The organism is Candidatus Shapirobacteria bacterium (assembly GCA_041659325.1).
GTDB lineage: Bacteria > Patescibacteriota > Microgenomatia > UBA12405 > UBA12405 > JBAZYN01.
The window spans coordinates 311,978-331,225 of the sequence record JBAZYN010000001.1 but is presented as its reverse complement, the minus strand read 5'-3'; the positions used below and the strand labels follow the sequence as shown (position 1 = coordinate 331,225).

The following is a 19,248-nucleotide window of genomic DNA, read 5'->3' as shown; positions in this document are numbered from 1 at the left end:
GAATTTCCGTTAGTAATTTATTTTAAAAAGAGACTCTTTGAGAAGATCGACTTCTATCATTTCCCAAATAACAATTTTGACGTCTTTGGGAACGGCAGTCGGAATTTTTTGCATGTCGTTACTATGGATGATCAGGGTTTCGCTAAAATGATCAAAAATTCCTGTGTTGAGAAAATTAAGAAGGTAAGAGTTACCGATCAAAAGCATTTTTGGGAATAGGTTTTGCGAAGAAACCGGAGATTTAAAATAATATAGAAATGGTAGAGGTGTGATTGGGTCGGGGATAGCGCTTTTTGGTGAGTTACTGATTCGTAAAATGTTTTCTTTTGGGGAAATAAGGATAGCAAGAGAATTGGTTTGGCCTCCGGTAAAGTCAGTATCATTTTGTGTTTTGAGCGGGTATTGCCAGCGGACGGAACGGTTTGTCCATTTGTTAATAGAGCTGATAGTTTCTTGGGAAACGAGAAAGGCGGCAGTGTCATTCCAATGGAAGTCTGTTTTGTGAAACAATTGGTATTGGTTTTTGTATTGTTGCAAGATGGCAGGGGCGTCAATAAAGGCTACTTCCGGATGTGATTTTAAAAAAGTTATAAATCTTTCAAATTTGGTCGGCGATGGCCTATTGGTGGTGCGGTTGGTGTAATGTTCTGGATAGACGGAGTTTTTCATAGGAATAGGCATTACTACAAAGAGGACTTCCCTCTTTTTGAAATACTGATTTAGTGAAAGAATTTTATTTTGAATATTTTCGAATTGAGCTTCGGTTTGCTGTTCAAGATAAAATTGTTCCCGTTCAACGACATTTTTGTAAAATAGCCAGTGGTTTTTACCGATGATAATTTCATCGGAAACTCCAAACGCCGAGTAATCGATTTGGTTTTTGAGACGAATAAAAAGATCCCGCAAGCCATAGTTGTCGTTAAAATATTTTTCGTAGGCGGAGGAGTAATTATTTTTTGTATTGAGAAGCTCAACAATAGGATTACCGAGAGGATGGGAAATTTTTTTGCGGTTTTCTTCGACGGATTGATAACGGAAAATGTTGGTCTTTTCCTGAAAAAACGGGAAACATATTAAATAAAGAAAAAAAGCAACGAACGGTGTTTTTGGGTTAAAGTAAAATTTAGGTCCTTTGGCCTTTGCATATATTTTGAGAACCAAAAAATTTATTACTAAAAAAATAATGAGGACTTTAAGATTATGAATGGCCATTGATGTTAGAACTGGAAATAGATAAAAGGGGTAAATGATATTTTAGAAAGAAAGGAGAGTGAGATTAGGGTTAAGGTTAATATTATTAGCCCGCGAAGATAAGCGTTTTTAGGTTTAGTCAGCGGGAAGAAAGAAAATATTAGCCCTATTGCCAGATAAAAGGCAACGTTGGGTGGGATAAAATAGCGGAGGGTATAGAATGGAGGTAATCTGTCAGAAAAAGCAAACAATGTCTTGACATAATTTATGGCAAAGGATAACGTAGGAGAGCGAAAAATAATCCAACCTAAAGAAACTAAAGAAAAAGTTAAGATTATGGAGAAAATACCCTTAGGTTCATAATGAAATTTATTTTTGAGAATCCGTTCGATTACGAGTAATACTCCATGATAAAGTCCCCACACGACAAATGTCCAAGAGGCCCCATGCCAAAGCCCGCAGAGGGTGAAGACAACAATAAGATTGAAATAAGTTCGTATTGAGACAAGACGATTTCCTCCAAGGGGGATATAGAGATAGTCTCTGAAAAAACGTGATAAAGACATGTGCCAGCGCCGCCAAAAATCAGTTATGGAACTGGCCATATAGGGATGGCAAAAATTTTCGGGGAATTTAAAACCAAAAAAACCAGCCAGACCAATTGCCATATCGGAGTAACCGGAAAAGTCAAAATAGATTTGAATGGTGTATGCGATTATCCCCGATAAAGCCAAAAGTGAACCGACTTCGTTTGGAGGCAGGGAAAAGACCTTGTCGGTGAGCTGCCCTACGGAGTTAGCGATAATCACCTTTTTACTAAGACCCAGAGAAAACCTCCAAAGACCTTCAAAAAACTGGTCGATGCTTGGTTGGCGTTTTTTTATTTCTTCAGCAATTTCCTGGTAGCGGACGATTGGTCCGGCGACTAAGTGGGGGAAAAAACTAAGGTACAAAACAAAGTCGATAAAGTTGGCTGATTTTTGTTGACGGTAAACATCAACAAGATAAGAGATAGCCATAAATGAATAAAAAGAGATACCGATGGGGAGAAAAATAGGGACGATGGTTGGAGGAGTAAGGTGTAACCAGGTAGAGATTTGTTGACAGAAGAAATTAAAATATTTGAAATAGCCTAGCAAACAAAGATTAGCGGTTATACCCAAAAAGAGAAATATTTTTTTTAAACGTGCGTGTTTGGCCATTAGTCGACCGAATAGATAGTTGATAAAAATAGAGGCTAAAAAGATAGCGGTGAATAAACCACTACCCCAGAGATAAAAGAAGAAACTAAAGATAATTAGGATAAGGTTGGAGATAAGAATAGGCGGTTTGACTATTTTATTGATACCAAAGTAGACTAAAAGGATGATTGGTAAAAAAAGAAAAAGGAAGAGATTGGAGCTGAAAAGCATTTGATGTGATGATATCATGAAGCTAAGGGATCATGAAGGATTTTTTGGCAAATTTTTATCTTGGGTATATCAGTTTTTTAATTGCGGGAGTGGTTTTGCTGGCCGCTGGTTCGGTGTTACCCTTGATGAGTGATCGTCAAATATTTGGTTGGACTTTATTGGTCTTGTGGCTGACGTGGTGGTATGTTTTATGGAAATTTGTTGTAGATCGACAAATTATTTTCTCAAAAATTGAATTGTTATGGACCATCCCTTTATGGTTGGTGTTAGTTAGCCGATTTCCAATCTATTTTCCGGTGTATGATGATTTTGCTTTCCATTTAGTCATTGGGGGTTACGCAAGTGATATTTGGCAGGCTGTTAATTTTTTGCCTCTGGATTTTGGTACTTATGTTTATCCTGTAGCTCAATTGGGGTATCCGTATTTGCTAGAAATTTTTGGAATTAGATTAAGTCTCTTAATTAATGGTCTGTTGTTGATTGGTTGGTATATCTCAATAAATTTAAGACTAAAGTCTGGGGAAAAAAGTGCAAGCAAGAGGATGTTGTGGGACATAATATTTTTGTACATATTTTTTGTACCGCATTTAATGGCGACGCATGTTACTTTTATGGTGGATTTTTTGACTCTGATCTTGAGCTTGGAGATGTTTTACCAATTGGTTTCAGCGAGGGGTAACAGAACAGTGGGGGTAATAGTGGGATTTTTAGCAATGATTATTAAACAGTCATCGGGAGTTGTAGTAATGCCCATATTTTTGTATTTTGTTTGGCAGAAGAAGAAGGATATAAAGTGGAGATGGGTAGTATTGTTTTTGTTTCTAATAGTGATATATTTTGTGGTTTCTTATGTAAATACCGGTAATCCAATTGCTTTTTTGTATAATAGTTATTTTAAATCGCCTTTGTATTCACTGGCTAATTTTAAAGATACCAGATGGGGCCCGAAAGGACTGGTGGAGGTTTTTTTGTGGCCAGTAATTGGCCAATTTACTCTTAGATATGGAGAAGGAATCGTAAATACAATGGCAAAATATTTTTTTTCGGCATTTAGTGCGGTTCCCTATTGTTTATCGTGGTGGTTTTTGTTGAGAAGAAGGAAGTTGAAATACGGATTGTTTTTGTTAGGTTATATTTTATGGTCGGTATTGTTTGGATATTCCCGTTATCTTATTGTTTTTGTTGGTGTAAATTGGTTGTGGCTTATAAACGAGGAGGGTCTTGACGATCGTTTTTTACGTCTAGTTTTGGAGAGGAAGAGGAGATTGCTGATTTATTTATTTTTTATATTTTTTTGTTTTAGCTCGATTCAAACAGATTTTGGTTGGCGCCCTAATTTGCGGTCATTGACAAGAGCTCAACCCCGTGGATACTTTTTTTCACAATATATTGCCGGTTTAAAGTTGCTTGGCAGGGATCGTTTGGCGGAAATGACCGACGGCTATAAAACAGTTTTTGACTCCAATAAAGTAATGGTAGTTAGAAATCGTGGCCCGGAGACATTATTAGCATATTTGGCAAATATAGCAGGAATGTCGGTTGTGTCGGCAATTGATATGGGAAAATACAATGAGATTGTTGCCAGTGATAAAATTGATGAGAAAATAAAATCAGTAATTAGAAAAGTAGATGATGAAAATAGTTTTTTGTTGGTGGGTAATAAACAATGGTTAGCCCCAGATTCTATTTATTGGACGAAAGGTCGGCAGTGCACCATAGTGGATTTTGACCCGTCGGCGTGGTATTTCCAGAGCCCTACTATTTTCGGAGACACACTTCTATATAAGTGTGTTAAGGGGATTGGTGGAAGCCGCTAAAAAGTATTTTTTGATGAAATAAAGACTAAGTTTCCTTCGCCTATTACGCCATTGATTAAGGATTTGATGTTAAGAATTTTTGTCGAAAAACCTATTTTATCTAATCGGACCACCATTTCAAGAGAAAATATATTATAAACAAGAGTGCCGCTATCGGGTCTGATACCATCAAGATGGACAATAGGGGCGAGATGGTGTTTTATCTTGCCTTTGACAATTGATGCTCTTTTTTCATCGTGATAACCACTGGAGCTGAATGGTACTGTAAAAATATGTATCCCGCCTGGTTTTAGGACTCTATAAATTTCCTTGTGTGCCAAATACGGTTTTGAAATGTGCTCAAAGACGTCTGAGGACAAAACTATGTCAAATGTTTGGTCAGAAAAAGAAAGATTCATTAAATCCTGGTGTAACGTACCGTTATAAACTTTTCCGCTTTTATATTTATTGCCAAAATATTCGGAACACGTGTAATGTCCTGCCTTAATAAGTTCATTATGGATTGGACCAAACGACTCTGTGTTATAAATTGATCCCTGATATTTTGAAATCTTTTTTAACGATGAAGTTCTCAGATATTTGCAAATTGCTATGGCCATCTGTCGTTGTCTGTTTGTGGAATTGCAACAATAACTCTGACAGCTCTCGCGGAGATTGATTTTATTAATTTTTGAAATAAAGGAAATATTCCCGCAGACGGGGCAATAAACTGGGAATTTTCCTAAATAAATAATTGCTTTTTCAATAAATGAGGTGTGGTCTACAATTGGGTATTTTTGATATTGTTTCATTGAAATCGGTGATTTAAAACTTGATAATAACTTTTAAAAATATTTGACCAAAGATACTTTCTAAGACCGGGTGATTTAACCAAAGATTGGGTTGTTTTGGGGAAAAGATAAGTAGAAATTTTCTTATAAAAATCTTGGGCGGTGTCGGCAATCATTAGATATTTTGGATCAATGCTGTTGATACCTTCGGCGCCGATGGTGGTGGAAATTACGGGGGTGCTGAAACTTAAAGATTCAAGGATTTTAAGGCGGGTGCCCGAGCCGGAAAATATCGGGGTGATTAACAAATCGATTTGTTGATAAAAATCTCTTAAATCTTTTATAAAACCAACTTGCTTGATAGATTTTTTATTTTTTATGGGCGAATTGTTGACAAGATATCTTACATCTTCGGGTTTGTTATTACCGGCTAAGATAAATTCATATTTTATATTTTTCTTTTCAAGAAGAGGGGCGATCTGATTGACAAAAAATTTGAAAGCATGGTAATTTGGAGGATGGTTAAATGAGCCAATGTAGCCTAGCTTTAGCGTTGATTTTTTAGCTGATATTTTTGGTTCAATTTTTTCAATTCCATTTGGAACAATAAAAGTGTTTTTCAGGTTTAAATATTGCTTAAAAAATTTATCGTCTGCTGACGACATGGCAGTGACAAAATTGTATTTAGAAAGATATTTGTTTTCAAAAATATATATTTGTAGCCAGAGAAAAAAATGAGTAAATTTTGTTTTTATGCCCCTTGTTTCCTTTAATCGGCGCAAAAAAGAGACAAAACAAACATCATAGGCGGTAAGCGATTTGGGAATATCAGCCGGTAGATAATCGATAAGGTACCCAAGTTGGGTGGTTTCTACCTGAATAAAGTCAAAGGCGTGGGTTGAAATGATTTTGTTTATCCCCAGAATCAGCTCACTGTCAAACCAATTTGAAAACCAGTAAGGGATGGTTTTACAGCCAAAAAAGCAATTGGTTTTTTCTTCTTTGAGGTCAAAAACATAATATTCGATGGTGTTTTTTAGAAGAAAGTCTAATTCGTCTGTTTTAAGCCGGTATTTGGGATTTTTATGTAATAAGAAATACAAATTGTAATGGCCGGACAGATGTTTTATGGTGTTATAGATGCGGGTGGCTCCTCCACTGTCTGCGGGAAAAGGTGAAATGGCCGATATGATTAATATATTTTTTTTAGAGGAATCTGCTTCCATATTTAGTTTCAAATTTAACAAAATCAAAAAGTTTATTATCTGAAAATACAGATAAATATTTATTGGATTTAACTCTGCTTTTAAAGATATTAAAGACGTTTAGTAAATTTTCGGTGGCGTAGTTATATGCATCCTCAGACAAGTTTATCCTGAACATAAAGACGGTAAGGTATTTAAAGAAAAGTTTGGACGACATGGTATTTTTTAAAATAAAGGCAACAAAGTTTTTGTACATATAGTATCTGGGGTCGCGGCTAAGGTTTTTTGATGATGATTGATGGTGGTGAATAATTTGTGATGATGGAAGAAAATAAGAAGGATATCCATATTTCCAGGCCAGATATCCTATGTCCATGTCTTCACAATAAAGTGGGGTGTAAGTTTTGTGATCAAGTAGACCCAGTTTGACAAGGAGATGCTTGTTTATGAGTGATGATCCTCCTCCTGCATAGGCGATTATACTGATATCCTCAAGATTATACTTATTAATGACGTGGGCAACATCTAGAAAACCGTTGTGCATATGAAAAAAGGTTTTACCGGATTCTTCCCGACGTTTAGTTTTATCATAAAAGAATATTTGTGAAGCGATACCAAAAAATAGTTTATTTTTATCGATCAGTTTTCGAGTCAACTTAATTAGTTCGGACAAAAAGTTTTTTTGTGGTTCCATGTCGTTGTTTAGGAGGTAGACGTAATTGTACTGAGCGGTTTGAACGGCCAGGTTGACGGCTTTTGCATAACCCAGATTGGTACTTTGTTTTAGAACAAGTAGGCGATTTTTGGTCTTGAGCTTATTTAGAGCATCGAAGGTACCGTCAATTGAGCCATTTTCAACAACAATAATTTCAACTGGTAACTCGGACCTCTCGGCGGTGGCAATTTGGTCTAATAGGGACAGGCATTTGAGAACCATATTTTTTTTGTTCCAGGTGGGAATAATAAAACTAATGCCGTCAAGTATTGTTTCCCGAGTCGTGAGTGTCAGTTTTTTGCCGGTAAATACTTGAAATATGGAGACAAACTTAGAGAAAATAAAAATTAAGGTAAAAATAGCGGTGTAAAAAACACTTATTGGTAATCTGAATAATAGTTGGGCGGGAATAAGTAAAAGATATTTCCTAAGTTTAATAAAAAGTCGCCAAATTTTATAAGCCCTGGAATTTACGATAATTGATAGTTCTTTTTGGCGATCCTGTTTTTTATATTTTAAGGAGATAATCTTTGTTAAGAGTTTTTCATTTTCTTTGATGACTTTGAAAAGGTCTGGTGGTGTTGTTTTTTTAGGGTTGTCCATTTTCTATAATATAGCGATATATGCGCCAGAGACGGTAAAATTTTGATGATTTGACTTTGGCTAGATCCAAATTGATCTGAGTGAGATTGGCCCTTGTGTCGGCAAGCTCTTTTTTGAATTGAGAGTTTTTCGAGACCAGATAATTACCTAAACTTTTTGTGACCATATCCTGCAATGCCTATATTATACATAAGATTAACTTAATGTTTGGTGTCGCGAAAAAAGAAGATCTAAAAATAGAATCAAATATAGAGGACCTTGTTTTTACAGACTATGATTGGGCCTTGATACAATTAATTTAATTTGCATGATAATAAAGAATATGCCTATATGTAGCATCCATTTGAGAAAACTGTCATTAGTTATTTTGCCAGTTACCACATTCCTGATAGTGCTTTATTATGTTTTCTCCCCTCCCGCCAAACATAAGGAAAGTAATAATTATAAAATAACTTACAATTTAGAATAATTTCAGATACCACTGCGAGAACAGATTATGGACTAACTTATCCATTAAAATATAAATTCCAGATTTCACCTTTTTCAAGCGGTATAGAAGTCTGGAAGAAAAACAACGATGGAGATCCCTCTAAAAATTTTGGGTTACTGCAGGATTTTTTAAAATGGGAGATTTTACTACCGAGACCTGGGTGAACATTCAGGCGAAAATTGACAATGGATATGTCGAGCTAACTTCACACCGTATGTCTCACTTGCATATGCCATACGACTTTGATGTGGAGATGGGAGAATCAAGACAAATGATATTGGATAACCTCACTATGCCATTTTTGAATAAAAAAGGCGCTGATGAATATATTTTTTCATGGATAGCACCCTTTAGTGAATATGGTGAAACAATGTAGGCAAAAGCAGGAAAGTATAAATATTTAACTAATATTGCTGGTTTCGGGACTAATATTCATGATGGTCTTTTCTCCGAGTGGGATGGGGTAGACGGACTATGCGAGCTTTGGGATAGATATGGATTTGCCGAATCGGCAAGTTTGGAGATCATGAATGCTAGGTTTGACAGTGATTATGCTTTGGGAAAAATTTACCACCTAGGGTTTCACTTACAAAAAGTATCTTGGGGGGGTAGAGGATATTTTCCCCTTCATCTAGACTATGTAAAGAACCGAGCTGATGTTTGGTATGTGGGTATGGGTCACATGATGGTTTATCATTATGCGATTGAACAAGCAAAAGTCAAGGTAACCAAATATTAATCTTATTGTGGTGATATATAATGATGATAATTATTGGAAATAAAAATATTTGGTCTGACACTCGGATGGTGAAGGAATTAGAAGAAAAATTAGAATGAGCGTATCGTGTTAGGTGATGTTTAGGTGGTGTTGTTTATAGAGGAAAAATGCAATATATCTGCCTAGTTTCTGATATATTGTTTTTTTGAAATGTATATGGTCGGTATAGAGATTTTGTCCAAATTTTAGTGTGAGTGAGTAAAGGTCGATAGTGGGTATCTTGTGCTTTTGCATTATTTTTTTTGCAGCGCAGTTATATTCCAACACATCTTTATTGTAGCGAGAGAAATCTTTGCACCTGGTGTTATGCCATGTATCATTGACTGGCGTTGAGTTTACCCAAACAATGTAATTAGTAAACTTATTTGCCTTTTGGAGAATGAGGCGTAGATTCTCCCTATATCTTGATATAGTAATTTGTTTTTTCTCAGTGATGGGGTTTGTCTTAATATCGTGCAAACCGCAATTAAATAATAAATAATTAACTTTTGGAATCTCTTTATGTTTATGGTTGTTTTGAAGGTATTTTAGTACAAGAGAAGAATCTCCTCCGTTTGCACTCATGGGTGTACCGGGGTTCCAAAAAGTCTCTTTGGTGCCTAGTTTTCGTGAATACCAAAACTTCCCTTTTAAATATTTACGAAGATATGGGTCATAGCCGATCGAAATACTGTCGCCAACTATGAAAACGGATGGTAGTTTCATTTTTTATTTTCGATTCTTTTTTTTCTCGTATAGTTCTTTAATTTTTCTATCAATGTAAATTGCTTATTGTAATTTTCAAGCCTATGACTTAAGAATTTTTTCATATTTGGTTTTAACCATTCACTTCCATCTTTTTCATTTTTACGATTTCTTATGTTGGCGTATACACCCTTTATTTTTGGAATATTACCCAATGTCAACAGTGAGTGTGAGTTATAACAATGGGGTAAATTACATCCCTTGCCTACGGCTACAAACATAATTGGTTTTTTAAGATCCTCAAAAATATTTTGAGTAATTTTACTACCATAACATGCTGTCAAAATCCCGTTTCCGATATTCAACAGACCGGACCAGGCTCCTGCATAACAATATTCACATCGCTTAATTCCCCAGGTAGATTTTTTAAAACGTAACATTTCCGAATCAAACCCTTTCCACTTCTTTATGAATTCATCCAATGAATATTTTGAGAGTAACACGATATCAGATACCTTCATATCACGAGGAATGGTCAAATGGGGCAATGCCCCGACTCTACTCCTTGAAATTCTTTTAATTTCTTCAATATATGGTTCCAGTTCGTCAGACGGAGTTATTTCCACTGAAAACGACATTCCCGATTTTTTTACTAAGTCAATGTTGTCAAAAAAAAGATCTAACAATCCTCGTTTGACCAACTCCAAGTAGTGAAATGAAAATTTAAAACCTAACCTATCTCTTAATTTCATCGGAAGTCTAGTAAATTGATGAAATCGCTCCGTCAAAGTGCCATTAGTAACTATCATGACGTAGTGACCATTTTTCAATATTTCTCGAGTGATATCTAAAACCTGCTTTGGAATCAATGTCTCGCCCATTCCACAAATGTTAAAATGGCATACTCCGCCCAATCGTTTTTTTGATAATGCCAGACCAATATGCTTTGGCTCATATAAAAAAGATGATACTTTACTTTGTTTTATCTCTTGGGGTACGTAACAATAATGGCAACATAGGTTGCATGTTGGCGATGGAACTAAGACATCAATAAAACGTTTCATACTTTCAAGATTATAGCAAAAAATCGGTAGTTTATCGTTTTTACCAATAATAGTTCAGGTGGTGTATTTGGTTTGTGAATCCGACAAATATTGTTGTGTAAGCAAATGGTATAGTTATGGAGCAATCAGCATGTTGATATATTCTTCCTTGGAAGTGTGCTATAAGTGGATATAGTAAAAAGATGAAATTAATAATGACTTTGTTAGTTCGGGACGAAGAGGATGTTATCGAGGATAATATTTGTTTTCATTTGAACAATGGGGTGGACCATATTGTAGTGATAGACAATGGGTCGATCGATGGTACTACAGATGTTTTAGACAAATATTCTAAAAAGGGAATTTTAAACTATAGAATTGTAAAAGAACACACTTATGAGCAAGACAAATGGGTGTCGTCGATGGCGGAGGAGGCTATTGATAATTTGGGGGCGACACATTTAATTCACTGTGATGCTGATGAAATGTGGTTTCCGAATAATGGAAGTTTGAGGGAGACTATAAGAGATATGGTTGGGGTGAACTACGTAAATGTGCTAAATTATTTGCCGCCAGAGAGAGATGAAGGAGAAGGCATTGCGGCAATGAATTTAATGGTGGTTAAACCATTGAAATATCCGAAGACTCTTTTAAAGATGTATAGTGACAAATTTTTATTGTATGAATACGCTCCGAAGGTGATAACTACTCGCGAGTACCGGAAAATTGGGTATGGTAATCACGAAATTAAAAGAGGAAGCGGAGGATTAAATGAAGAAAAAATCATCAGAAACGATATATTTATACATCATTTTCCTATAAGATCATTTGAACATTTTAAATGTAAGGTTATTAATGGCGGTACGGCTTATGAAAAAAATCCGCTAAACGACCCAAATATTGGATGGCATTGGAAAGCGTGGTACAAAATTTATAAAGCGGGAAATTTGATTGATGAATACAACAAATTATGTTTAAAGGGAAAAACAGATAGATATCTGGTAAAGGGCCTGATAAAACGAGTGTCAGTACCCAAAAAAATAAGGTGGGCTAAGCAGATTCGGAATATAAAAAATTTGATAGGTTAGTTTTGGCTGTTAAATTTAATTTTTTGTTTATTTTTGATAAGTGTTTTTTCTCTGCCTGATTGGAATGAATCCGGGTTATTATTTTGGAAAGAGTAGTATTAAAAGCATCTCTTTTTTGGGGATGACGATCTAACTGAACTAAATAATTGCCGTATGATAATGGATAATAAAATTTTAGAGCATTGGAATTCTTTTGATAATAGTATGACTCTGAGGTGAAGGTAATTCCCGGCACGTTTTCTGACAAAGAAAATATAAGATTATGGTATCGGGTAGAAATTGTTAAATCACAAGTGGAGGTAAGATACTTAATTTTTGCTGCTAATTTTGATTCAGGATAAATAATATTTTTTAAATCGAGAGAAATGATTTTAATTTTTGGGTTGAAAAGACGGTTTAACTGAGCCATAAAAATTGAGTCATCAAGCTCATCACTAACGTTTGTAATTATATGAGGTAAATATAATATTTCTATTTTTTTTGATCGGGAAACAGTGTTTAGAGAGTGGGCAATACTGTCTATAAGTATTTTGTTGTATTTGCCCCAATTGTGGATGGAGATTCCGATGCGGATATGCTTTTTAGGTTGGATTTTTACAGGATTATTTTTTAAAAAACAGGTAATATCAGGTGCCCCGGAGGTTTTTGGGATCAAAATTCCATAACGTGAGAGTGTAGAGCTAGGTTCTCTGATAACGATTTTTTCTGGCAGATTCAGAATCGGGATGATAAAGGGTAAGTCTCTAAATTTGAATGGACCAATTGTTTGGTTTGTCAAAATGATTTTTTTGCCTAATAATTTAGCGGTAATAATTGTAAAGGCAGATAGATAGAGCCAGCTTTGGAACAAGCTGGATAGATTACCACCACCGCAGAAATGGATTACGTCTTGTTTTTTTAGGCAGTCTATAAAACGAATATCTTCTGGGGAGAAAAAATTCAAGTGCAATAATTTTAATGATAATAATTTTAGAAATTTGATTATAAAATTAACAAGATACCGATTTGAAGGGAAAGGAGGAAGTGACTGCTCTGTAATTTTTAGATCAGTGTGAGAGGGATAACTTACAAAAGCTGATAATTCTATTTTTGGAAAATATTTTTGATATAAGTGATAAGTTTGGAGGAACATAGCTTCATCTCCAACATGGTAATACAAACCGTTTGGAACGCCGCCGATATTGGCAAAAAGTAAAACTTTCATTTGACTTGGTCAGTTTGATATCTTTCGATAATTTTTTCCGGAGTTCCCTGGTCGACTAATTTTGAGTGGTTTAGGTATATGACCCGGGAACAAAAGGATTGGACTTGGGTCATGGAGTGGGAAACAAAAAGTATGGTAACTCCTTTGGCTTTGAATTCTTCCATCTTTTGGAAGCATTTTTCCTGAAAGGCAGAATCGCCAACAGCCAGGATTTCGTCGACAATTAAAATTTCTGGATCAACGTGGACGGCGACGGCAAAGGCCAGGCGCATGTACATGCCGGATGAGTAATGTTTAACCGGTTGGTCAATAAAATCCACTAGTTGGGCAAAGTCAATGATACTTTGAAGATAATTATTTATTTCTGATTTTTTCAGGCCGAGAATGGAGCCGTTGAGGTAGATGTTTTCTTTGCCTGATAGTTCCGGATGCATGCCAGCACCAAGCTCGATGAGAGGGGAGATTTTTCCTTCTACCGTAACTTTTCCGGAGGTAGGCGACATTACCCCGGCTACAAGCTTTAGAATGGTTGATTTGCCACTACCGTTTGGGCCGATGATGCCGACACACTCCCCTCTTTGGATTTCAAAAGAGATGTCGGAAAGGGCGGTGAATTTGTTGACGGTTTTTTCACCTAAAAACAGGGCAGGTAAAAACTCTTTGAATGTTTTTTGGTTTTGAAGACTAAAGTCTTTGGTGACGTGGGAGAATTGGATGATTGGAACGTCGGAGGGTTGGAGCTTTGGAACTTTGGAACTTTGGGGCGTTAGAGTGTTAGAACTTTGGAGCGGTAGAGTATTAGAGTTTTGGAGCTTTGGAGCGTTAAATTTGGACATGAGATTTGTTTTTTTGCTGAGTGATAAAGGAGTTTAGCATTTTAGCTAGTATTTCGTATTCGTTTAATAAATTTTCTATTGTTAATTTGTTGGCATAATTTAGATAGTTTATAAGTATTAAAAAACGTTCGGTTTCTATTAAAGAGCCTTTGGCTTGATATTGGAATTGAATAAATTCCTTATTGCTCTTTCTGCCAAATCATTCAACAATGTTGGCGGGAACTGACGAAGATGATCTTTGTATTTGTGAGATGATTCCGAAGGTTTCTGTTTTTGGAAATTGTTTACAAAGTTTGTAAATTTTAGAGCCAGATTGTGACTTTCTTCCCAGATTTTTAGATTAGTAAAATTCATATTTTTGTTTAAAGATCTACGGCACTAAAGCTCTAACGTTCCAAAGTTCTAAAGTGCTAATGCGCTAAATATTGTCTGCAAAGATTTTTTCCCGGGATTTAAAATAAGAGAGGCCAAGCAAAAGGGTAATGAGGGAAACGAGTAGGGCAATAAAGATGCTGGAGTAATTGGGGGGTCCCCCACCCAGGATGGTTTGGCGGTAGGCGTTGATGATAACTGCCATCGGGTTAAGCTGAAAGACAAATCTTAATCTTTCCGGGACCAGATCGGCGGGGTAAATGACGGGAGTAACATACATCCACAAGGTGATAATAAGGCTTAAGAGGTATTGGATATCGCGGTACAAAAGATTAGCGGCGGCAAAAAATAAGGATAAACCCATGGTGAAAATCTGTTGGATTAAGAAGATGGGGACAACCCAGAGGATATTGGTGTTAATCGGGATTTGGTAAATGACCATATAGACCACCAGAATGGACAGGGCAAAAAGGAAGTCAATAATTTTGGCAATAATGGTAGAGATGACGAGGATTGTTCTGGGAAAATAAATCTTGGTAATGAGAGGAGCTGATCCAACCAGGGAGTTCGAGGCAAAGGTTAGGGAGTTAGAAAACAGGTTCCAGGGTAGGAGGCCGACAAAGAGGAAAATAGAATATGGGATGTTGCCGGCGGCATTAGTGGGGATGCGAAGAATCAGAGAAAAAGCAAAGCTCATAACCATCATCTGTGCTAGCGGATTTAGAATTACCCAGAAATAGCCCAGGATTGATTGTTTATATCGGGATTTAACTTCTCGGCCAACCATTTGCCACAACAATTCTCTCCTTTTGATAATGGCACCGAATTCATTGATGATTTCTGACATGTAGTTCATTATATAATAGTCGGGATGTTTCGTAACTTGCAGATAATTATGGTTGGTCTTGGTGAGGAAGGGTAATTAGTAGAATTTTGAGCACTTTTGATAAGGAGTGTCTGTTGCTAAAATAAATCTATGTCGCAAAAGAGGCATAAACAAGAGAGAATTAAGGAAATTGCTCGAAAAGATAGCGGGATTGAATATGATATATCTATCGGGATAAGAAAGATTTTGGGGGAGAACTGGATATATCTTGCCGGATTGCTGTTGGGAATTGTACTTTTGTATATGAACGGGATGAAGGGTGACTTTGTGTCGGATGATTATGCCACAATTAGCCAAAATCCGCAGGTAAAAGATTTTTCTTATATGTCCAAAGGTTTTTTTGCAGTGACGATGATGAATTATGTGATAGCAAAGGTGTTTGGAGTTACGAGCTCTACCCCGTTTCACCTTTTTAGTCTAGTTCTGTATTTAGGAACATGCCTGGCAGGTTTTGTTTTTTTAACAATTTTGTTTAAAGAGAGGGTGGCCAGGATCGCGATGTTGATCTTTGCGGTTATGCCTGTTCACGTTGAGGCCGTTTCATGGATTTCCGGTAAACCATATCTTATGAATGCCTTAATGATTTTGATTTCCATGAGTTTGTTTGCAATGTATGACAAAACAAACAAAAAGAAGTATTTATATTGGTTTTTTGCTTCAATTCCGATTGTGTTTTGGTTTGAGATGGTGCGGTCATTATCCTTACCGTTTCTGATAATGCTTTATCTGTTTTGTTTTAGTAGGGATAGATTGAGACGGGTAAATTGGACTACCGTACTTCCGGGTATTGCGGCAATACTGACTGTTGCCATATTAATTTTGTGGAGGATGATACAGAATCGTATTTCGACAGTTAATAGTGGATACAATTTTTCTGAAAGCGTATTTTATAGTCCTTTTTTTCAATATCCGACAGCGATAACTAAATATTTGCAGTTAATGTTTGTGCCGATTGATTTGACTTTGTATCATACAATGTATGTAATTCCCGTTTGGTTAAATTGGGTGGTGCTGACGATGTATGTAGCGTTGGTTATTTACTTCTTATTTAGGAAGCCAAGGATTGCGTTTGTGCTCGCTTATGTGATCTTCGCAATGGTGCCGTCAATGGCACCGGTTAAGGTAAGTTGGTTAGTGGCCGAAAGATATGCCTTTCTAGGATCACTGGGATTTGCGGCTTTTTTGGCGTTAATTTTGGATTCGGTTTGGAACAAGTTTTTTATGGTTCAATACTTTTTGTTGGCGTCGATTGTGTTTTTGTATGGGGCAAGGGTTTATCTTCGAAATATTGATTGGCAGACTAACCATAATTTATGGGTAAATACGTGCCAGGTTTCTCCGAATAGTCACAATGCTTGGAATAATATTGGAGATGATTATGATAAGTTGGCGCAATACGAAAATGCGATAAAGGGATTTACCCAGTCAACAATTGTTAAGCCAAACTATGCCGATGCTTTCCACAATCGGGCTAATATTTTTTATAAAATGGGCCGGTTTGACTTGGCACGGGACAGTTATAATACGGCTTTGTCGTATTCTCCGGGGCTGTTCCAGACCTATTTGAGTTTAACCCAAATTGATTTGGCCGAGATGAAATATGATCAGGCATTGGAACATTCGAAAAAATATTTAGATATGCAGCCAAATGATTTACAGGCGTGGTATGTTTATGGGGTGGTAAATGCCCAGGCGGGGTTTACGAAGGAAGCAGAAAAGATTTTTTCCATGATTTTACAGAAATCTCCTACTTACAAACCGGCCAAGGACGCGATGATACAGTTGACGCAACAAAGTTAATAACGATAAAGATATAACTCCGAGGGGCATTGAGATAGTTGACATTAAGATAACTTGTTTTGAGTTTTGATGAAAAAGATACAGAAGTAAGGATTGGGTCAAAAAAATTGAGATCGGTATTTTGTAGGATAACGATGATTTTCGGGAAAGAAAAAACTGGCAAACGTGGAAAAGAACTGAGTAGATTGATATAAAAACGGCATAAACGGGTAGAATTTTTGCAGATTCAGAGAATTTTGTCCCAAGAAGCAGGTTTATAATGGCATCGGAATAAAGTTTATAGATAATCGAGGCGATGGTGGTGACTGCAATTATAGCTAGAGTTGATGTATATAACATATATTTTAGTTTTTGGATATCGTTGCGATATTTTATATATAAAGGGAAAAGGTAAATAGTAATCGGGGAAACAGCGTATAAAATTATTTTCCCGATAATAGACGCCGACGAATAAATACCGGAAGTAGTTTCAGAAAAATAATATCTGACAATAAAAATATCCTGAGATATCACAAAGATAAGAAAGGTGTTGGTAAGGAGGGCAGAGAATGAGTATTTCCAAAAAGAAATAGAGGTGTCTGATTTAATGGCGGTGTAATTTTTTGATGGCCATATTTCCGAAATTAATATTTTAAGGCATATTGCCATAATAACGGTGGTAAGTGCCGGGCTAAGGTATGGGCCGAGGGCTCTTATTGCAGTAAAAGAAAAAAGGATAGAGAAAATATTTTTGAGTATTGAAAAAAATAAGCCTGAGAGGGCGTAAATAATGAGTTTTAGTTTTGATTGAAAAACAGAAAGATAGAGAAGATAGAAAACCGAGGCCGCAACCTGAACTATCCAAATAAGATATATATCGGATTGTATTTTTAAGAGTAACTTTAACGGTAGATAGAGAACAATGAGAAGGATGGAGGTGAAAAAAGAGATCGAAAATATTTTCTTTTCTACTAATTTGAGATTGCTTTTGATATTATTGTCGTCGATACTGCTGAAGAACAGGATGATTGCAGGTCCGACAGCGCTCACCAACATACCGACGATGGTGTTTAGATTTATCAGACTCTGTAGCTGTCCGAAGGAATCAAGAGTTAATATTCTTCCCGATATTAAATGAAAGAGATAGTTACTGAATGCGCTAGTATAGTTGATTATGGCTAATATTAGTCCTGTTGATAAGATTCTTTTTAGGCTATGTTTTTTCATGAATTAGTTTTATTATTTCTAGCAGTTCTTTTTTGGCAATATTTTCCCAGGAATATTTTCCCAATAATATCTTACCCTTGAGATTTGTAAAATTATTATTTTCAAATGTCTTTATGATTTTGTTGGCTACGGTTTTGTAGTCACCTATTGGACTTATATCAACTTCGTTGTTTTGATAAATTGTTTTGAACGGCGGGAGGTCATAGGCAAAAGCGGGTAAGCCACTGCAGACGGCTTCAAAAAGAGCTAATCCAAAGCTTTCACAATCACTTTTACTGAGAAAGACGAAGGTCTTACTACTTTTTATAATATTATATTTTTCGGATTCAGGGACAAAGCCAAGGAAATTTATGTTTTTGGAGAGTTTGAATTGGGTAATTTTATCGTTGAATTTCCGAACGGTGATTTCGTCTCCTTCCCCCATTATGGCCAGCTGAAAATGGGGAAATTTTCGGGTTACGATTTTCATCATTTCTAGTAGATCATAGATACCTTTTGTTTCGTTGATACGGCCAATATATAGAGAATCGATTTTAATTTTTGGATTTGGTTTCGCATCGCGAATTAGATCATTTTCGATAGCTAAATGAGTTTGATAAAGTATATTTGGTGGGTACTTTTTTGATATGAGAAAAGTCATTAATTCCGGGGTGGAGACAAATATTTTGTCAGAAAATCTGATAAGGACCAGACTTATTTGGAAAAATATCCAGGCCAATAGCCGAATAAGTTTATTACCTGGGTCGGTAAAAGGAACGATATTGTCAAAAACAGTTACCCAAATTATTTTTGGATAGAAAACTTTGGCAAAAAACGGAGTGATGACTAGGTCTAAAACTGATGATGTAGTGTAGATTACGTCAAAATTTTTAAATTGTGAGAGACGAACGATGGAATTAAAGTTTTTTTTTATTGCATCGACAATGAAATTGAGCCTGGTTAGTTTATAGGTGGGTATTTTTTGGAACCAAGGGAAGGTTTGATTGAAAGTGAGAGTGTTTTTGATATTGTTGACGGGGGCGATGAAGTTGCCGCAATGTATAGATACGGTCGCCTTTAAATCTAAAAATGTTTTAATTTTAGAGATAACACGGGGATAAGTGCCATTTTTTCCAACAGTGGTTAGGTTTACTAATATCTTCATTTGG

17 protein-coding genes are annotated in these 19,248 nt (G+C 36.1%); 4 read left to right on the top strand and 13 right to left on the bottom strand.

What is annotated here, in order from left to right; all coding sequences use genetic code 11:
• Positions 1-9 precede the first annotated feature (9 nt).
• Positions 10-1,212 (bottom strand): hypothetical protein, encoded by a 1,203-nt coding sequence (locus tag WC841_01700; protein MFA5828065.1) that lies wholly within the window; start codon positions 1,210-1,212, stop codon positions 10-12.
• A gap of 5 nt (positions 1,213-1,217) precedes the next feature.
• On the bottom strand, positions 1,218-2,603 hold the full coding sequence (locus WC841_01695) for an MBOAT family O-acyltransferase (GenBank protein MFA5828064.1): 1,386 nt from the start codon (positions 2,601-2,603) through the stop codon (positions 1,218-1,220).
• A gap of 32 nt (positions 2,604-2,635) precedes the next feature.
• Here WC841_01695 and WC841_01690 point away from each other — a divergent pair, with 32 nt between their 5' ends.
• Complete coding sequence (locus WC841_01690) at positions 2,636-4,420, top strand: hypothetical protein (GenBank protein MFA5828063.1); 1,785 nt, start codon at positions 2,636-2,638, stop codon at positions 4,418-4,420.
• Here the strand turns inward: WC841_01690 and WC841_01685 are convergent.
• From WC841_01685 to WC841_01675, 3 genes are read right to left on the bottom strand one after another with little or no spacing between them, the layout of a single operon-like run.
• A complete protein-coding gene (locus WC841_01685; protein MFA5828062.1) occupies positions 4,417-5,211 on the bottom strand; it encodes a class I SAM-dependent methyltransferase in 795 nt (264 codons plus the stop codon). The two genes, WC841_01690 and WC841_01685, sit on opposite strands and share 4 nt — an antisense overlap.
• A complete protein-coding gene (locus tag WC841_01680; GenBank protein MFA5828061.1) occupies positions 5,208-6,416 on the bottom strand; it encodes a glycosyltransferase in 1,209 nt (402 codons plus the stop codon). The genes WC841_01685 and WC841_01680 overlap by 4 nt, the downstream gene beginning before the upstream one ends.
• Positions 6,397-7,713, bottom strand: coding sequence for a glycosyltransferase family 2 protein (locus WC841_01675; protein MFA5828060.1), 1,317 nt, complete (start codon positions 7,711-7,713; stop codon positions 6,397-6,399). The genes WC841_01680 and WC841_01675 overlap by 20 nt, the downstream gene beginning before the upstream one ends.
• Positions 7,714-8,417: 704 nt before the next feature.
• Between WC841_01675 and WC841_01670 the strand changes: the two genes are divergently transcribed.
• Entirely contained in the window at positions 8,418-8,579 is a 162-nt protein-coding gene (locus WC841_01670) for a hypothetical protein (protein ID MFA5828059.1), read from the top strand.
• Between the two features lie 471 nt (positions 8,580-9,050).
• Here the strand turns inward: WC841_01670 and WC841_01665 are convergent, their stop codons facing one another.
• Both WC841_01665 and WC841_01660 read right to left on the bottom strand, forming a co-directional pair.
• A complete protein-coding gene (locus tag WC841_01665; protein MFA5828058.1) occupies positions 9,051-9,686 on the bottom strand; it encodes an SGNH/GDSL hydrolase family protein in 636 nt (211 codons plus the stop codon).
• A complete protein-coding gene (locus WC841_01660; protein MFA5828057.1) occupies positions 9,683-10,729 on the bottom strand; it encodes a radical SAM protein in 1,047 nt (348 codons plus the stop codon). Before WC841_01660 ends, WC841_01665 begins: the two co-directional genes overlap by 4 nt.
• A gap of 182 nt (positions 10,730-10,911) precedes the next feature.
• Between WC841_01660 and WC841_01655 the strand changes: the two genes are divergently transcribed.
• Positions 10,912-11,796 (top strand): glycosyltransferase family 2 protein, encoded by an 885-nt coding sequence (locus tag WC841_01655; protein ID MFA5828056.1) that lies wholly within the window; start codon positions 10,912-10,914, stop codon positions 11,794-11,796.
• Here WC841_01655 and WC841_01650 read toward each other — a convergent pair.
• From WC841_01650 to WC841_01635, 4 genes are all read right to left on the bottom strand, one after another.
• The gene (locus WC841_01650; protein ID MFA5828055.1) at positions 11,759-13,000 is read right to left on the bottom strand and encodes a polysaccharide pyruvyl transferase family protein; all 1,242 of its coding nucleotides are present in this window, start codon (positions 12,998-13,000) and stop codon (positions 11,759-11,761) included. The two genes, WC841_01655 and WC841_01650, sit on opposite strands and share 38 nt — an antisense overlap.
• Positions 12,997-13,836 (bottom strand): ABC transporter ATP-binding protein, encoded by an 840-nt coding sequence (locus WC841_01645; protein MFA5828054.1) that lies wholly within the window; start codon positions 13,834-13,836, stop codon positions 12,997-12,999. Before WC841_01645 ends, WC841_01650 begins: the two co-directional genes overlap by 4 nt.
• 138 nt (positions 13,837-13,974) lie before the next feature.
• A complete protein-coding gene (locus WC841_01640; protein ID MFA5828053.1) occupies positions 13,975-14,190 on the bottom strand; it encodes a hypothetical protein in 216 nt (71 codons plus the stop codon).
• A gap of 64 nt (positions 14,191-14,254) precedes the next feature.
• Positions 14,255-15,055 (bottom strand): ABC transporter permease, encoded by an 801-nt coding sequence (locus tag WC841_01635; protein MFA5828052.1) that lies wholly within the window; start codon positions 15,053-15,055, stop codon positions 14,255-14,257.
• A gap of 129 nt (positions 15,056-15,184) precedes the next feature.
• Between WC841_01635 and WC841_01630 the strand changes: the two genes are divergently transcribed.
• Complete coding sequence (locus WC841_01630) at positions 15,185-16,894, top strand: tetratricopeptide repeat protein (protein MFA5828051.1); 1,710 nt, start codon at positions 15,185-15,187, stop codon at positions 16,892-16,894.
• Here the strand turns inward: WC841_01630 and WC841_01625 are convergent.
• Both WC841_01625 and WC841_01620 read right to left on the bottom strand, forming a co-directional pair.
• Positions 16,829-18,100, bottom strand: a complete 1,272-nt coding sequence (locus WC841_01625; GenBank protein MFA5828050.1) for a hypothetical protein — start codon at positions 18,098-18,100, stop codon at positions 16,829-16,831. The two genes, WC841_01630 and WC841_01625, sit on opposite strands and share 66 nt — an antisense overlap.
• Complete coding sequence (locus WC841_01620) at positions 18,087-19,244, bottom strand: glycosyltransferase (GenBank protein ID MFA5828049.1); 1,158 nt, start codon at positions 19,242-19,244, stop codon at positions 18,087-18,089. Before WC841_01620 ends, WC841_01625 begins: the two co-directional genes overlap by 14 nt.
• Positions 19,245-19,248: the final 4 nt, after the last annotated feature.

Bases quoted from the DNA above. Each gene is read 5' to 3' on its own strand.
- WC841_01700 (MFA5828065.1), bottom strand. From the start codon at position 1,212: ATGGCCATTCATAATCTTAAAGTCCTCATTATTTTTTTAGTAATAAAT.
- WC841_01695 (MFA5828064.1), bottom strand. From the start codon at position 2,603: ATGCTTTTCAGCTCCAATCTCTTCCTTTTTCTTTTTTTACCAATCATC.
- WC841_01690 (MFA5828063.1), top strand. From the start codon at position 2,636: ATGAAGGATTTTTTGGCAAATTTTTATCTTGGGTATATCAGTTTTTTA.
- WC841_01685 (MFA5828062.1), bottom strand. From the start codon at position 5,211: ATGAAACAATATCAAAAATACCCAATTGTAGACCACACCTCATTTATT.
- WC841_01680 (MFA5828061.1), bottom strand. From the start codon at position 6,416: ATGGAAGCAGATTCCTCTAAAAAAAATATATTAATCATATCGGCCATT.
- WC841_01675 (MFA5828060.1), bottom strand. From the start codon at position 7,713: ATGGACAACCCTAAAAAAACAACACCACCAGACCTTTTCAAAGTCATC.
- WC841_01670 (MFA5828059.1), top strand. From the start codon at position 8,418: ATGTCTCACTTGCATATGCCATACGACTTTGATGTGGAGATGGGAGAA.
- WC841_01665 (MFA5828058.1), bottom strand. From the start codon at position 9,686: ATGAAACTACCATCCGTTTTCATAGTTGGCGACAGTATTTCGATCGGC.
- WC841_01660 (MFA5828057.1), bottom strand. From the start codon at position 10,729: ATGAAACGTTTTATTGATGTCTTAGTTCCATCGCCAACATGCAACCTA.
- WC841_01655 (MFA5828056.1), top strand. From the start codon at position 10,912: ATGAAATTAATAATGACTTTGTTAGTTCGGGACGAAGAGGATGTTATC.
- WC841_01650 (MFA5828055.1), bottom strand. From the start codon at position 13,000: ATGAAAGTTTTACTTTTTGCCAATATCGGCGGCGTTCCAAACGGTTTG.
- WC841_01645 (MFA5828054.1), bottom strand. From the start codon at position 13,836: ATGTCCAAATTTAACGCTCCAAAGCTCCAAAACTCTAATACTCTACCG.
- WC841_01640 (MFA5828053.1), bottom strand. From the start codon at position 14,190: ATGAATTTTACTAATCTAAAAATCTGGGAAGAAAGTCACAATCTGGCT.
- WC841_01635 (MFA5828052.1), bottom strand. From the start codon at position 15,055: ATGTCAGAAATCATCAATGAATTCGGTGCCATTATCAAAAGGAGAGAA.
- WC841_01630 (MFA5828051.1), top strand. From the start codon at position 15,185: ATGTCGCAAAAGAGGCATAAACAAGAGAGAATTAAGGAAATTGCTCGA.
- WC841_01625 (MFA5828050.1), bottom strand. From the start codon at position 18,100: ATGAAAAAACATAGCCTAAAAAGAATCTTATCAACAGGACTAATATTA.
- WC841_01620 (MFA5828049.1), bottom strand. From the start codon at position 19,244: ATGAAGATATTAGTAAACCTAACCACTGTTGGAAAAAATGGCACTTAT.